Below are 14,016 nucleotides of genomic sequence, written 5' to 3' on the forward strand. Positions count from 1 at the left end.
ACCGTCGTCGAGTCGGCGGAGTCGGTCGCCACACGCCCCGGGGAGCGACTCGACGGCCACGGCTCCAGTCCCCGGCCGTGGTCGGCACGACGGGAGTGTGGCGGTCGCTGGCGGCGAGAGCGCCGACGGGAGGGGGACGGCTCAAGGCGCTCCAGCACCAACGACGACCGTGACCGACACGCTGAAACTGCCCGACGGGAGTGTCGTCTCCCCCGACGACGTGTTCCTCTACAACGGCTACCCCTACCGGTACGTCCCTGTCGACGAGGAGCGGTCGGCGGACGGAGCCGGCGACGGAACGAGGTCGGCGGACGGAGCCGGCGACGGAACGAGGTCGGCGGACGGAGCCGGCGACGGAACGAGGTCGGCGGACGGAGTCGGCGACGGAACGGGGTCGGCGGACGGAGCCGGCGACGGAGTGGAGCGGACAGGCGAGTCCACACGGCAGTCTCCGGGCCCCGAGCCTCCCGACTTCTACCTCTCACCGCTGTACTGGGGCGGCGGGGAGATGGACGTGCCATTCGACGACCGGGCGGCGCTGGCGGACCAGTGGGAGGCGAGCGAGAGCGGCGTTCTGGGACCGGACGAGTGGGCGTCGTGGCTCGCGGACGCCCGCGGCGACGACCGGTTCGACGACGCGGAGCTGGACGCCGTCGCGCGCGAACTGCCCGGCGGCGACACGCCGGGGCTGTTGGACCGTCTCCGGCGGTTCGTCGGGTAGCCGACCGCCGACGCTCCGTCGCGTGGTCGACCGTCGACGGTTTCACGCTCGGACCCGTCGTCTACCCGTGACCAACCACGTCCCGGACGAGGCGCTGGCGGCGCTGGACGCCTTCGGCCGCGGTCACCTGGAGGGGTCGCCGCCGCCGGTGCGCGAACGGCTCCGAGGGGACCTCCGGCTGGCCGTCGACCCGCCGGCAGAGGGGGGGTCCGGCGCTACCGCAGACTGTCGGTTCCACGTGACCCACGCCCGACAGCCGGCGACGCTCCGCGAACGAGGGTCGTACGTCCGGACGATCGTCGACGGCGTCGACGACAGGCTCCGGGCGTGGGGGGTTCGACCGCCGGCCGCCTACGAGTACGCCGGGACGGACGACGGGGTCCACGAGTACGCCGGGCGGCTCCGACTGCCGTGACCCGGGTCGCCGCTCACTCTCCGGCGAAGAAGCTCGTGAAGAAGCCGGAGAGGAACGCGGAGAGTGCGACGGCGACCGCGACCTCCGAGAGGTCCCAGGGACCGTCGTCGTTGTCGGCCAGCTTGATCGTCACGCCGACACTGATCGCGAGCGACACGACACCGTTGACGAGGTGCTTGAACAAGCCCATACTCGACCCTACGCCGGCGCGGAGATAGGGCTTTTCGTTTCACAACGGTCGGACGCCGCCGCCCGACGATACAAGTGTGTCCGGTGCGACGGGGCGGACGTGAATCGACGGAGGGCACTCGCAGTGTTGGGGACGGGGCTGTCCGGCGGCTGTCTCCAACTCGCCGGCGGGGGAGGCACCGAGACGGCGTCACCGGCGCGGACACGGGCACGAACCGCGACGGAGAGTCCGACGGAGACGGCGTCGCCGACGGACTCGCCGACACCGACCGACTCACCGACGCCGACGGAGTCACCGACAGCGACGCCGGCGCCGGGGGAGTTCCAGTACCCGCCGGGCACGAGCTCGGACGGGCTGACGGGGGCACTCGGGCGAGCACACGAGTCCCGGCTCGCGTTCGAGTCGTTCGAGGTGGAACGCCAGAACTCTTACCGGGGGCTCACCGCCAGAGTGACCCCCGACCGGATGGCGCTCAGGATCGACGAGTACGGCGGCGACGGGTTCGTCGCCGACGGACAGTTCTACCTCCGGGCGCCCGTCGGGGGGCGACGGGTGTACGACTACCGGGAGACGGTACCCCGGAACTTCAGGCGCGAGCGGGTGGTCGGCGCCGACACCGTCTCGACGCTCGCGAGCGGCGGCGAGTGGACGATCGACGGCGTCGTCCGACGGGACGGCAGTCAGTACCTCCGAGCGGTCGCCGACGGGGTCGCCGACCCGTCCGTCTTCCGGGACAGCCCGCTGAGTCGGTACTACCTGAAGCCGTTCGAGGTGACACAGGTGCTCGGCGACTGCCTGATCGCCGAGTCCGGGATCGTCCGCCGAATGTCCGCGAGCGTCACCGCCGAGGAGGACGACAGCGACGAGACGGAGACGGAGGAGTTCGGCGTCGAGACCACGGGCGTCGGCGAGACGAGCGTCGCCCGGCCGGGCTGGCTGTCGACGGCGAAGGCGAACGCTCCGGTCCTCACGAGCGCGTTCACCGACGGGAGTCGGGCGGTGGCGATCACGCTGGAGGACGGCGTCGACCTCGTGGGCGACGTGGACATCGGCGCCTACGACGACTCCGGCTACTACGATGGCGAGTTCGACGGGACGTTCGCCGTCGGCGACACGCTGTACCTCTGGAAACGGACGGGCGGCGAGGCGAGAGTAGCCCGCGATCCCCCCTCGGCCGGCGACATCGCCGACGGCTGGGGGCCGGGGACGGCGTTCAACCTCCGCATCGAGCGAATCTCTCTCGCCTCCGGGCAGGAGGTGGGAAGCTCGCGGACGAGGGCCCGCAGTTGGCTCGCCCGGCTGTTAGGGTAGTCGGCCGCTGCCGATTGCCGCCAGCCCCCCGGCGCCGGCTAGGATGAGTCCGCCGGCGACCGCACCGGTGACGGCGTCGGTGATCCCGACAGCGAGCGGAGCAGCCGCCAGGACGGCCGCGACCGGGTGACGCCGGAGTTGGCTCCCGAACGCCCGCAGCTCCCAGACGCCGTCGCGGAGTCGCTCGCCGGCGCCGCCACCACCCGTCGGCGCTGTCGCCGGCTCGAACCCCGCCAGCGACGCGACCGCGACGACCTCCCCGGTGTGGACCCGTCGGCCGTCCGCGTCGCCGACTCGGAGGAGCGTGACGCTCCCGTCGCCGTGGCCGACGACTCGGTAGACACCGGGGGTGTGGGTCGTGTCGGAGGCGTCGTTCCCGCTCGTCTTCTCCGTGACCGCGAAGTGATCGCCGACGGCCGGCGGTCGGTCGTCGGTAGTCGGATCGGTCCCTGACACGCCCGGGCTTGCGGGTCCGCGAGTGTAGTCGTTGTGGCGGTCGGGGGAAGACTTTGATCCGTCCTGGTCGTAGCCACGACCGTGCGACAGGCAGTACGTGCGCTCGCGGCGGTAGCACTGACGTACGGTGGGGTCGGCGGGGGGTTGGTGGTCGGCGCAGTCCTCCTCGTCGCCTCGAACGTGGCGGTGATCGTCACCGGTGGTCTCGGGCTGGCGGCGTTGGTCGTCGGCGTCGCCGGCGGCGTCGACGCCCCGGGCGCCGGGGCACCGGAGACAGAGGTGTCGGCGATGGGATCGCTCCACGGCGACGACGGACCGGTTCCGACCCCGGGGGAGGTCGGTCGGTCGACGGCGCTGGCGGCCGTCGGCGGCGGCACACTCGTCTGGAGTGTCGTCGTGACGCTGCTCGTGGTGTAGCCGAAGCCGTCAAGCCGCTGGGAGCCCTGACTCTGACGATGTCAGACGGGGACTACCCGGTGGAGGGACTGCCGACACCCGCAGCGTCGATGGAGCCGGCGACGGTCGTCGACACACAGTTGTCTGCGCTCTCGACCAACGACGAGCCGTTCGAAGACGCCGGCGTGTTGACGGCGTACAACTTCGCCTCGCCGTCGAACCGCCGTGCGACCGGGCCCCGCGACCGGTTCGTCCGGATGGTTCACGGCCCGCAGTACTCGCCGATGATCGACCACGAGGAGGCCGTCACCGGCCCGGTGGAACGCGAGGAGGGCGTCGCTCGCCAGCGTGTCACCCTCACCGGCCCGACGGGTCGGACGGTCACCTACCGCTTCCGGCTCGTGCGACAGTCGACCGGACAGTTCCGCAACTGCTGGACGACCGCGGGTGTGCTCGTCGACTGACCGGGGCCACGCCGTCCGTCGTGGCGTCGTCCGCGTCGCCGATCACACCACCGAGTCGTTGTCGGGCTGGCTCTCGCCGCCGCCGTCACTGTCGCCGATCGCGTCCCCCTCCAGCGGGAGGTCACTCGCTCCCTCGGGGACGACCCGGCGGACAGTGTAGCCAGCGGCGTCGATCTCCGCGAGCAGCCCCTCTAACGCGGCGTTCCCGGGGGTCGTCACCCGGAACACGAGGTGCGCCTTCCCGACGGGGAGGCCGGCCTCCGAGCGGTCGTGACGGACGCTCCGGATGTTCGTGTCGTAGTCGCCGACGATCTCCGCGATCTCCCCGAGCACACCCGGGCGGTCGTCGATCCGGACGTGTACCGTGACGAACTGGTTGCGGTCGACCAGCGCCCGGGTCAACACGTCCTGGAGCGTCGCGGTGTCGACGTTCCCCCCACACAGCAACGGGACGATCGTCTCCGACGGCGCCGTCTCCAGGGCGCCCGACTGGAGCGCGGCGACGCTGGTCGCGGCCGCCCCCTCGACGAGCTGTTTGGCGCGCTCCAACAGCCACAGCGTCGCCGACGCGATCTCCGCGTCCGAGACGGTCACCACCTCGTCGACGTGTTCGGCGATGACCTCGTACGTCAGCTCCGCGACGCCGCCGGTGGCGATCCCGTCGGCGATGGTGTCGGGGTCGTCCACGTCCACCGGGTGGCCGGCAGAGAGGCTCTGCGGGAGCGTCGCGGCACCCTCGGCCTGGACGCCGACGATCCGGGCGTCGGAGCCACGACCCCGCAGTGCCGTGGCGACGCCGGCGATCAGCCCGCCGCCGCCGACGGGGACGACCACCGTGTCTAGCTCCGGCACCTGCTCCAACAGCTCCAACCCGAGCGTCCCCTGGCCGGCGACGACCGCCGGGTCGTCGTAGGCGTGGACGAACGCCGTCTCCGGGTCGGTCGCCAGCTCGCGAGCGGCCGTCGTCGCGGCCGCGAACGTCTCGCCGATCAGCTCCACCGTCGCGCCGTAGCCCCGAGTGGCGTCTACCTTCGTCTGTGGTGCCGTCTCCGGCATCACGACGGTGGCGTCCAGGCCCAACTCCGTCGCCGCGAACGCGACCCCCTGGGCGTGGTTGCCGGCGCTCGCGGCGACCACCCGCTCCACCTCGCGGTCGCTCGCCACCAGCTCCGCGACGGTGTTGTACGCCCCTCGGGGCTTGAACGACCCCGTCTTCTGGAGGTGTTCGAACTTCAGCCGCACGTCTGCGCCGACTGCCTCGCCGAGGCTGGCGCTCTCGACGACCGGCGTCTCCGACACCTGCGGCACGCCCGCGAGTCGCTCGCGGGCCGCCTCCACGTCGGTCAGTGTGACTGTCACGAGTTGCCCGACTTTGTCCGAACCGTGGTATAAGAGCCGTGGTACGTCGCTCGCGGCGGGTGTGGTCAGTCGTCCCCGACGGGTGTGGTCGGTACCCACCCACGGCGGGACGGCGTCGTGGCCTCCACGACCCCGCCGAGCGTCCGGGAGACACTTCTACCGTCGTCACGTACTGCGGGTGTGAACCTGGAACTCGTCTCCACCGAGGCCGACGAACTGTTCGTCGACCGTACGGCCGGCGACCGCGGGTCGAAGGGAGCGTTCTTCCACGCCTACGACGACCCCGACGGGGAGTCTCGCTGGGGCTTCCTCTGTGCCAACTGCGAGGCGGCCGACAACGCCGTCGACACGATGGGCCGCATCGAGTGCAACGAGTGTGGCAACGTCCGTAAGCCCGACGGCTGGGACGACGCTCACGAGTGACGGACAGAAAGTTTACGTCGTAGTCGGTCGAAGCTTACGGCGTGGCGCGCACGACGGTCGTCGCCGACACAGCCCGCCGGTTGTTGGCCCCCCGTCGGTCGGTGTTGCTCGCCTTCGGCCTGCTCGTCGGGCTGTCGACCGTCTACTACCTCCAACTGCTGGTCGGTGAGCCGTTGCCGGGCGTCGACGCCACGCTCCGGGTCGTCAACCGCCCGGTGGAACTGCTCGCGCGGACGGTCGGCTACGGCGCCGTTCCGGACCCGCTCGGACTGGTCGTGTTCTTGGGGTACTACTACCTCCTGGCCGTCGGGCTCGCGTGGGTCGGACGCCGACTGTCCGGGCTGGTCTGATCGGGAACACAGTGGCCGTGGTGGGGGGCGCGCGGCGCTCGCCTCGCCCGACCGTCCGGAGACCGACAGCCTCGTTCCCCCGGAGTGGGTCTGTCCGGTACCGAATGGTCACGCTGTTGCACCACTCCGACATCGAGAACGTCTACGACGACCACGAACGCGCCGCCCGTCTCGCCGGACTGTTGGCGAGCCACGAGGGGCTGGTCGTCGGCACCGGCGACGACACCGCGCCGGGTGTCCTCCCACTCGTGACCCAGGGGCGACAGTCGATCCCGTTCTTCGAGGGCGCCGGGACGGCCGTCGAGACGTTCGGCAACCACGACTTCGACTTCGGCGTCGCCGCGACCCGCGATCTCGTCGCCGACGCGCCGCCGACGTGGGTGACCGTCAACGTCCGCGACGAGGACGGTCGGCCGTTCGACCACCACGACGGGGTCGAGCCGTGGGTCGTCAGGACGGTCGACGACGCCCGCGTCGGTCTGTTCGGCGTGACCGACCCCGCGACGGACTCGCTGAACCCCGCCGCCGCCGACCTCTCGTTCGACGACCCACTGCCGGCCGCCCGCGAGGCGGTCGACACACTCCGCGACCGGGTCGACTACGTCGTCGCCCTCTCGCACCTCGGCCAGGGTGACGACGATCTCGCTCGCGTCGACGGCGTGGACGCCGTCTTGGGTGGCCACGTCCACAGCCGCCGGGTGGAGACCGTCGGCGACGACGACACGCTCGTCACCCGTCCGGGGGTCAACGGGGAGGCGATCGTCGTCGTCGACCTCTCGCCCGACGGCGCGGCGGGAGAGTTGGTCGAGATCGGTGACGGCGACGCCGCTCGCGACGACAGTGTCACCCCCCGCGACGACGGCGTCGCCGCCGCGCTGGCCGACCGGACGAGCGAGGCCGGGCTGGACGAGGTGGTGGCCGAGGTGGCCGGCCGGCTGGAGCGCACGGAGGCGACGATCCACGGCGGAGAGTCTCGAATCGGCAACCTCGTCGCCGACGCCTACCGGTGGGCCGCCGGCACCGACGTTGGCCTCCAGAACGCCGGCGGCATCCGTCTGGGCGACGCCCTCTCGGGTCCGGTGACGCTCGCGGACTGTATCGGCGTCGTCCCGTTCGAGGAGCCGGTCGTCGTCTGCGAGGTGACCGGGGCCGAACTCCGGGCGCTCGCCCGGGAGATGTCCGCGTCCGTCGTCGACTTCGGTGACCCCGACTGGTGGCACGGCCACGTCTCCGGGCTGGAACTCGTGTTCGACACCGAAAACGAGACCGTCCGGCGGCTCCGGGTCGGGGGTGAGCCCGTCGCCGACGACCGCACCTACACGCTCGCCACCGCCGAGTACCTCCTCCACTCCGACCACGAGTTCCCCACGCTGTCGGAGCGACACCGAGCCGGCGAACACGGGATCCAACACGAGGTGTTGGCCGAGTTCCTCCGAGAACACGGGGCGTCGGAGGTCGAGGGACGGATCTCGCTCGTTTGAGTGGTCCGTGGTGTGTCAGCTCTCTAGGGGAGGTCCAGTGATCCCTGCCGCCGTGTTCGACTCGTGAGTGCGGACGGTCTGAACCCCTACGGGGGAGCGAAGGCCTCCCGGACGGTGGCTCCGCCGCCGTCGACGCCTCCTCCGTTCCCGCCCCGTAGAGAGTCACGACGAGCGTTCGCCGGGGAGACTGTCGACCGACGCTCGTGGGACAGTCGGGGCTCAGTACAGCCCGTTCGCGGCTCACTCCGGTCGGGCGGCTGCACTGCCCGACCCGGCGGGAGCTCCGGCCCCGACTCGCTCGGCTTCGCAACCCCCCCAGCGATCACGGAAGTTCCCCTCCCGCACAGCGGTCACGGAGGCCCGCGGCACGCCTCCCGTGGGCGGTCATCAACCGTATGTCGGTTTAACGAACCGTCTCTGGGCGGGCAGCGCTCGCAGTCTCACGAGTGTAACCACGCGAGAGTCTCGTGAGCGGAGCGAACGAGACTTCGCCGACGGTCGCTCCGACGTGAGACGAGCGGCCCGGCGACCGGGAGGAGCGAGCAACGCAGTCGGCTGGGTGTGGGTGTGCCGGGACGGAGAGGCGACGTGACGTGGACTCTCGGGCCGTTCGGGGCCTCACGCTCGCCAGAGCAGAGGCCCACCACGGGCGGGGACCCGAACTACAGTCGGATCGAAACCCACAACGTCACCCGTCGCCCACGCCGTCGCATGCGCGACCACTTCGAGGTGCGCTCGTGGGACGCGGCCGCCCGGTTGGGCGACCTAGAGGTCCCACGAGCGGGCGTCACCGTGCGGACCCCGGCGTTGATGCCGGTCGTCAACCCGAACCTGGAGACGATCGCTCCCGAGCGACTGGGCGAGGAGTTCGGCGCGGAGATTCTCATCACGAACAGCTACATCGTCCGCACGACGGACGGGTTGCGCGAACGGGCACGCGAGCAGGGGCTCCACGACCTCCTGGGGTTCGACGGGGCTATCGTCACCGACTCCGGCTCCTTCCAGCTCGCGGAGTACGGCGAGATCAGCGTGACGACGGAGGAGATCGTGGAGTTCCAACGGGAGATCGGCTCCGACGTGGCGACCCCGGTGGACGTGCCGACGCCGCCGGACGCGAGCCGCGAACAGGCGACGGCGGATTTAGAGACCACGCGACAGGCGTTAGACGACGCCGCCGCGGTCGACACCGGGGAGATGCTCGTCAACGCACCGGTCCAGGGGTCGACGCACCTGGATCTCCGGGAGCAGTCCGGGCGGGCGGCAGCGGCCACGGACCACGACGTGTTCCCGGTGGGTGCGGCCGTCCCGTTGCTGAACGACTACCGTTACGCGGATCTGGTCGAGGTGATCCTGGCCGCGAAACGGGGGCTGGGCACGGACTGTCCCGTCCACCTGTTCGGCGCCGGCCACCCGATGATGCTGGCGTTGGCGACCGCCGCCGGCTGTGACCTGTTCGACTCGGCGGCGTACGCGCTGTACGCCCGCGACGACCGGTACCTCACGGTCGCCGGCACCCGCGAACTGGACGGAATCGAGGCGTTCCCGTGTTCGTGTGCCGTCTGTACGGACCACACCCCGGCGGATCTCCGCGACCGAGACGGCGAGACCCGCGAGCGGTTGTTGGCCGAGCACAACCTCCACGTCACGTTCGCGGAGATGCGCCGGATCAGGGACGCGATCCGGCGCGGGCGGCTGTTGGAGTTGGTGGAGCGCCGGGCACGGGGCCACCCGGGGCTGTTGGACGGCTACCGGACGCTGTTGGATCACGTCGAGCAGGTCGAGCAGACGGAGCCAGCCTCCGGCGACAGCTTCTTTCACGTCTCGGCGGAGTCGGCGCGGCGGCCGGCGGTGGTGCGTCACCACGAGCGACTGAGTGAGCTGTCTGCCCCCGACCGGCTGCTGTGTTCGGAGTACGACGAGCCGAAGGAGCACGACTACGACGCCGTCTGGCGGGTCGTCCCGCCGTTCGGGCCGTTCCCGCGGGCGCTGTCGTCGACGTACCCGGTGACGGCGACCGTGCCGGAGCGGACGGACCGGGCGGCAGCGCGCGCGGCCGCCGAGGGGGTGGCGGCGCTGGCGTCCGCCAACCCCGAGACGCGGCTCACGCTGGCACACGACGACTGGGCCGAGACGGCGCTCGCGGCGTTGCCCGACGGCGTCGAGACGGAGAACCTCGCCGGCATCGGCGAGGAGTGAGCCGAGGCGTCACAGGAGGTACGCCGGGAGCCCGGCGACGACGAGTCCGGCCGCGAGCCCGGCCAGTCCGGCGATACGCGCGACGGCCAGCGGACGCTCGGTGACGACGCCGTCGCCGGACTGGGTGGACGGGCTCCCCCAGTCGTCCAGCGTCGCCGTCGCCAGGCGGACGAGTCGTCTGGGGGCGAACGCGGCCGGCAGGCCGACGACGGCGACGGTCAGCCCGACGCTCAGTGACTGGGGGGTGGGCGTGCCGAGCAACGGGCCGACGGCGTACACCGTCGGGGCGAGGACGGCCGCCAGCGGCCCCCACCACGCCCCCTCGGTCCGGGCGCCGACGGCGTACAGCGCAGCGCCGGCACCGGCGAGGCCGACGAGTCCGACGGCAGTCGCGGTCGGGTCGTCGGCGAGGGTCGCCGTCCGGCGGGCGGCGACCGCGAGCGCGTCGATCTCGGCGGGCCACGACCGCACTGCGGCGGCCTCGGAGACGGTGACGAGTCGGAACGCCGCCGGCAGCGCGAGCGGGGGGAGCGCCCACGCCGTCCGGCTGCCGACGACACGGACGGAGCCGGCGGCCGCGAAGGCGCCAGTGAACAACAGCCACGCGCCGCCGACGGCCAGGAGCGTTCCGGGCAGCAGTTGCCGGACGGCCGTGGCGGCGTGGCCGGCCCGGTCGACCGTCACCGTCGCCGGCGCAGAACAGGGGTCGAACGCGCCGGGCGTGCCCGAACGGCTCTCACAGACATCTGCGGGCGGCCGGCTCGGGTTGTCGATGGTCGTAGTGCCCGTGACGGCGTCACCGACGGCGTCGGCGGCGACGAGCGTCCCGCCGCCGCAGACGGCCGCCGTCAGGAGGGCGACCGCGAGTGCCGCCCGCGGTCCCGGGCGGGTGGACGCGAGCGAGGCGAACAGCCGGCGGAGTCGGCTCCCGAGTGACACATGCGTCGGTGGCCGGGCGACCGAAAAGTGTCTTGCTCTCTCGGCGTGCAGTCGGGAGACGGCGCGACCGGCCCTCCGCTCGGCGCGCACTCGGAAGGCAGTTCAACTGGGGCCACGGACGGGTGGGCGTGACCGAACACTTCGAGATTCACGAGCGGGACGGCGCCGCTCGACTGGGGGAGCTCAGGCTGACGGAGCCGGTGACGACACCGGGGCTCGTCGCCGGCGCCGACACGGAGCCGCCACACCCGGACACGGCGGCGGTGATCCGCGACGCCGGCAGCCTCTGGACGGACGAGCGCACGGTGCCCGAGGGCGACGACGATGTCGTGACGGTGCTGCCACACCGGGCGTTCCCGTCCGGGACCCGCGACGAGGTGGTCGACTCCTTCGCGCCGGAGTTTCCCGCGGTCGACGGCCCCTCGGCGGCGGTCGTCACGAGCGACGCGCCCGAGGCCGGCGGCGCCGCGGACGCCCCCGTCGACGCGTACGTCCTCTCGGACGCACAGGGGGTCGTCGGCCACGCGAGCGCGTTCGTCGACGCCGTCGTCCGGACCCGGGCGGCGGTGGCGCCGGACACGGCGTTGTACCTCGCGGGCGTCGCCACCCCCCGAAACGTCGCCGGTCTCGTGTACGCGGGTGTCGATCTGGTGGACGCGACGGCCGCCCGGGTCGCCGGGTCGCGGGGCCGTTACCTGACGACGGACGGGGAGCGCTTCCTGGAGGATCTCTCGGAACTGCCGTGTGGCTGTCCGGCCTGTCGAGGGGGTCGCGAGTCGTTCGACCGCCGAGCGTGTGAACGACACAACGTGAACGCGCTGGCGGCGGAGCTCCGGCGGGTCCGCCAGCGGATCCGAGAGGGGCGACTCCGGGACTATCTGGAGGGGCAGGCCAGACACGAGCAGTGGGTGACGGCGACGCTGCGGGAGCTCGACCAGGAGTACACCCACCTGGAGCGTCGGACCCCGGTCGTCCGGGAGGCGGAGATCACGGCCGCGACGGACGACACCCTCCGCCGGCCGGAGATCCAACGGTTCGCCCAACGGGTGACGAACCGCTACCGTTGTCGGTTCGACCGCCCGCTCGTGCTCGTCCCGTGTTCCGCTCGGAAGCCGTACTCCGAGTCGCAGTCACACGCCCAGTTCCACGACGCGATCCAGTACCGGGCACACCTCGCGTCGATGACCTCTCCCATCGGCGTGGTGCCACAGGAACTGGAGCTGACGTACCCGGCACAGCACTACGACACGGTCGTCACCGGCCGGTGGACGGAGACGGAGAAGACGTTCGTCGCGGACGTGCTCCGGGCGTACCTCGACCGGACGGACTACCCCCGAGTGATCGCGCACGTCCCGCCGGAGGGGTACCGCGACATCTGCGAACGGGTGGCCGCGGACGTGGACGTGCCCTTCGAGTTCACGGTGGAGGACCACCCGACGACGACGGCCTCGATCTCCAATCTCATGCAGACGATCGAGGGGGAGTCGAAGTACCGGAAACGGGAACGCGAGCACAACACCGTCCGGGCCATCGCCGACTACCAGTTCGGCGAGGGTGCCGGCGACGCGTTGTTCCCGGAGCTGTCGACGACGAGTCGGCTGCCGAAGCTCCAGGTGCGCGACGACGACGGCACGCAGTTGGCGACGATGGTGCCCAACTACGGCGTGTTGTCGTTCACGCTCGCCGGCGCTCGCGGCTGGGTCGACAGCGACGCGCCGACGAAACGGGTGGAGATCGACAGCTTCGTTCCGCGGGGGAGCGTGCTCGCGCCGGGCGTGGTCGACGCCGACGACGACATCCGGGTGGGCGACGAGGTGGTCGTCGAAGGACCGTCGGCGTTCGCGGTCGGGCGCGCCCAGATGTTCGGCCGCGAGATGCGAGCCTCGACCCGTGGAGTCGCGGTGAAGATTCGACACGTCGAAGAACGGTGACGGCGCGAGGGTGCGTTACGACTCCGAGTCGCCGTCCGTCTCGCGGTCCGTCTCCGTCGCGGCTCTCGGCGCTCGGTCGGAGTGTCGACCCCGCGTGTCGGCGTTCGGCGTGAGTGTCGCGTCCGCGCCGAAGACGAGCCGGCCGTGGCGGTGCCAGACGGCCGCGAGGAGGTACGTCGCCGCGACCCCTCCCAGTTCCAACCCGGTCGACACCGGGCTCCCGGGCGGGGGGGTGACGCCGACCAGGAACGCGCCGGCCGGGACGGTGACGGCGACACACAGCCCGGCGACGGTCAGTCGGAACACGACGGCACCCAACGCCGTCACCGACCGACCGACGTACCAGTAGCCGGCCGCGACAGGGGTGGTGGCGGCGACGGTCGCCGCCCACGACGGCACGACCGGGAACAACAGTCCTCGCAGTTCGACCACCGGAACGACCAACAGAATCGTCCAGCCGACGAACGACAGGACGAACCCCTGGGGGGTGCGGGGGTGAGGGGGCACGACACCTCGTACCGACTCACCCGACGAATAAGTTTCGGTACTCACAAAGAAATGAAATCGATCTACGACGAGTTTTGATCCGAGTCGCCAGCGGAGCGGGCGACGATCGGCCGCCGTCGGAGGCGGTCACCGATCTCGGTCGTCACCGATCTCGGTCGTCGCTGGTTTCACCCGCCGCCGGCCTCAGTCGTCGCCGGTCGGGTCGACGATCTCCACCTCACCGTCGACGACCTCCACGTTGATGAGTGTCTTCACGTCGTAGTCCGTCCCGTCGAGCGCGTTCTCGCCCGCCTTCTTGATCACGGCCACCACGTCGAGCACCTCCGCGCCGATGTCGTCCAAGGCGGTGAGAATCCCCTTCATCGTGCCGCCGGTGGACAGCACGTCGTCCAACACCAACACGTGGTCGCCCTCGTACACGTCGTTGATGTACATCTCTCCCTCGGAGTAGCCCGTCACCTGGGTGAGCGACACCTCGCCGTCGAGCCCGTACGCCCGTTTGCGGATCACGACCAACGGGATGTCAGTCATCAGCGACACCGCCGTCGAGATGTGGATCCCCATCGCCGCCGGCGTGACGATCTTGTCGACGTCTTCGATCTGTGCCTTCCGGATGATCTTGATGACGATCTCTCGGAGGAGCTCCGGCTGGAGCATCGGGACACCGTCGCTGATCGGGTGGACGAAGTAGTTGTAGCCGTCCTTCTCGATGATCGGGGCTTCGAGTAGGGACTGCTGTAACCGATCCATGTCGTGACGTATTGGAGGGTGGGGAAAAGCGTGGTGGATCGAGTGACGCCGCGTCGCACCCTCTCGCGGGCCGTCCGTGGCGTTCGCGGGCGACCACGTGTCGCACGCACTCACGGGTGGTCCCGCG

Annotated in this window: 16 protein-coding genes; 10 read left to right on the forward strand and 6 right to left on the reverse strand. The window is 71.2% G+C overall.

Annotated features, from left to right (window positions below; all coding sequences use genetic code 11):
* Positions 1-169: 169 nt before the first annotated feature.
* Both RYH79_RS10480 and RYH79_RS10485 read left to right on the forward strand, forming a co-directional pair.
* On the forward strand, positions 170-721 hold the full coding sequence (locus tag RYH79_RS10480; protein WP_370898848.1) for a hypothetical protein: 552 nt from the start codon (positions 170-172) through the stop codon (positions 719-721).
* A 67-nt stretch (positions 722-788) separates the two neighbouring features.
* Complete coding sequence (locus RYH79_RS10485) at positions 789-1,136, forward strand: hypothetical protein (protein WP_370898850.1); 348 nt, start codon at positions 789-791, stop codon at positions 1,134-1,136.
* Positions 1,137-1,149: 13 nt separating this feature from the next.
* Here the strand turns inward: RYH79_RS10485 and RYH79_RS10490 are convergent, their stop codons facing one another.
* Complete coding sequence (locus tag RYH79_RS10490; protein ID WP_370898852.1) at positions 1,150-1,326, reverse strand: hypothetical protein; 177 nt, start codon at positions 1,324-1,326, stop codon at positions 1,150-1,152.
* A gap of 99 nt (positions 1,327-1,425) precedes the next feature.
* Here RYH79_RS10490 and RYH79_RS10495 point away from each other — a divergent pair, with 99 nt between their 5' ends.
* Positions 1,426-2,637, forward strand: coding sequence for a hypothetical protein (locus tag RYH79_RS10495; protein WP_370898854.1), 1,212 nt, complete (start codon positions 1,426-1,428; stop codon positions 2,635-2,637).
* Here the strand turns inward: RYH79_RS10495 and RYH79_RS10500 are convergent.
* Complete coding sequence (locus RYH79_RS10500; RefSeq protein ID WP_370898856.1) at positions 2,629-3,093, reverse strand: hypothetical protein; 465 nt, start codon at positions 3,091-3,093, stop codon at positions 2,629-2,631. The two genes, RYH79_RS10495 and RYH79_RS10500, sit on opposite strands and share 9 nt — an antisense overlap.
* Positions 3,094-3,174: 81 nt before the next feature.
* Between RYH79_RS10500 and RYH79_RS10505 the strand changes: the two genes are divergently transcribed.
* Both RYH79_RS10505 and RYH79_RS10510 read left to right on the forward strand, forming a co-directional pair.
* Complete coding sequence (locus tag RYH79_RS10505; protein ID WP_370898858.1) at positions 3,175-3,510, forward strand: hypothetical protein; 336 nt, start codon at positions 3,175-3,177, stop codon at positions 3,508-3,510.
* A 38-nt stretch (positions 3,511-3,548) separates the two neighbouring features.
* Positions 3,549-3,953, forward strand: a complete 405-nt coding sequence (locus RYH79_RS10510) for a DUF4864 domain-containing protein (RefSeq protein WP_370898860.1) — start codon at positions 3,549-3,551, stop codon at positions 3,951-3,953.
* 42 nt (positions 3,954-3,995) lie between these two features.
* Here the strand turns inward: RYH79_RS10510 and ilvA are convergent, their stop codons facing one another.
* Complete coding sequence (gene ilvA / locus RYH79_RS10515; protein ID WP_370898862.1) at positions 3,996-5,312, reverse strand: threonine ammonia-lyase; 1,317 nt, start codon at positions 5,310-5,312, stop codon at positions 3,996-3,998.
* Between the two features lie 180 nt (positions 5,313-5,492).
* On the opposite strand from ilvA, the gene RYH79_RS10520 reads away from it, so the two are divergent.
* The 4 genes from RYH79_RS10520 to tgtA all read left to right on the forward strand — a co-directional run bounded on the left by RYH79_RS10520 (position 5,493) and on the right by tgtA (position 9,762).
* A complete protein-coding gene (locus tag RYH79_RS10520) occupies positions 5,493-5,735 on the forward strand; it encodes a DUF5816 domain-containing protein (protein WP_370898864.1) in 243 nt (80 codons plus the stop codon).
* Positions 5,736-5,776: 41 nt separating this feature from the next.
* Positions 5,777-6,085 (forward strand): hypothetical protein, encoded by a 309-nt coding sequence (locus RYH79_RS10525; RefSeq protein WP_370898866.1) that lies wholly within the window; start codon positions 5,777-5,779, stop codon positions 6,083-6,085.
* A gap of 104 nt (positions 6,086-6,189) precedes the next feature.
* Positions 6,190-7,566: a bifunctional metallophosphatase/5'-nucleotidase gene (locus tag RYH79_RS10530; RefSeq protein ID WP_370898868.1), complete on the forward strand. Its 1,377-nt coding sequence runs from the start codon at positions 6,190-6,192 to the stop codon at positions 7,564-7,566.
* Between the two features lie 711 nt (positions 7,567-8,277).
* The gene (gene tgtA, locus RYH79_RS10535; protein WP_370898870.1) at positions 8,278-9,762 is read left to right on the forward strand and encodes a tRNA guanosine(15) transglycosylase TgtA; all 1,485 of its coding nucleotides are present in this window, start codon (positions 8,278-8,280) and stop codon (positions 9,760-9,762) included.
* Between the two features lie 9 nt (positions 9,763-9,771).
* Here tgtA and RYH79_RS10540 read toward each other — a convergent pair whose 3' ends face one another.
* Positions 9,772-10,701: a hypothetical protein gene (locus tag RYH79_RS10540; RefSeq protein WP_370898872.1), complete on the reverse strand. Its 930-nt coding sequence runs from the start codon at positions 10,699-10,701 to the stop codon at positions 9,772-9,774.
* Between the two features lie 128 nt (positions 10,702-10,829).
* Here RYH79_RS10540 and arcS point away from each other — a divergent pair, with 128 nt between their 5' ends.
* Positions 10,830-12,632, forward strand: coding sequence for an archaeosine synthase subunit alpha (gene arcS, locus RYH79_RS10545; protein ID WP_370898874.1), 1,803 nt, complete (start codon positions 10,830-10,832; stop codon positions 12,630-12,632).
* A gap of 15 nt (positions 12,633-12,647) precedes the next feature.
* On the opposite strand, the gene RYH79_RS10550 is transcribed toward arcS, so the two are convergent.
* Positions 12,648-13,139 (reverse strand): hypothetical protein, encoded by a 492-nt coding sequence (locus tag RYH79_RS10550; protein WP_370898876.1) that lies wholly within the window; start codon positions 13,137-13,139, stop codon positions 12,648-12,650.
* Between the two features lie 183 nt (positions 13,140-13,322).
* Positions 13,323-13,889: a hypoxanthine/guanine phosphoribosyltransferase gene (hpt, locus tag RYH79_RS10555; protein WP_370898878.1), complete on the reverse strand. Its 567-nt coding sequence runs from the start codon at positions 13,887-13,889 to the stop codon at positions 13,323-13,325.
* Positions 13,890-14,016: the final 127 nt, after the last annotated feature.

The sequence above is a fragment of the Halobaculum sp. MBLA0143 genome (assembly GCF_041361465.1).
GTDB lineage: Archaea > Halobacteriota > Halobacteria > Halobacteriales > Haloferacaceae > JAHENP01.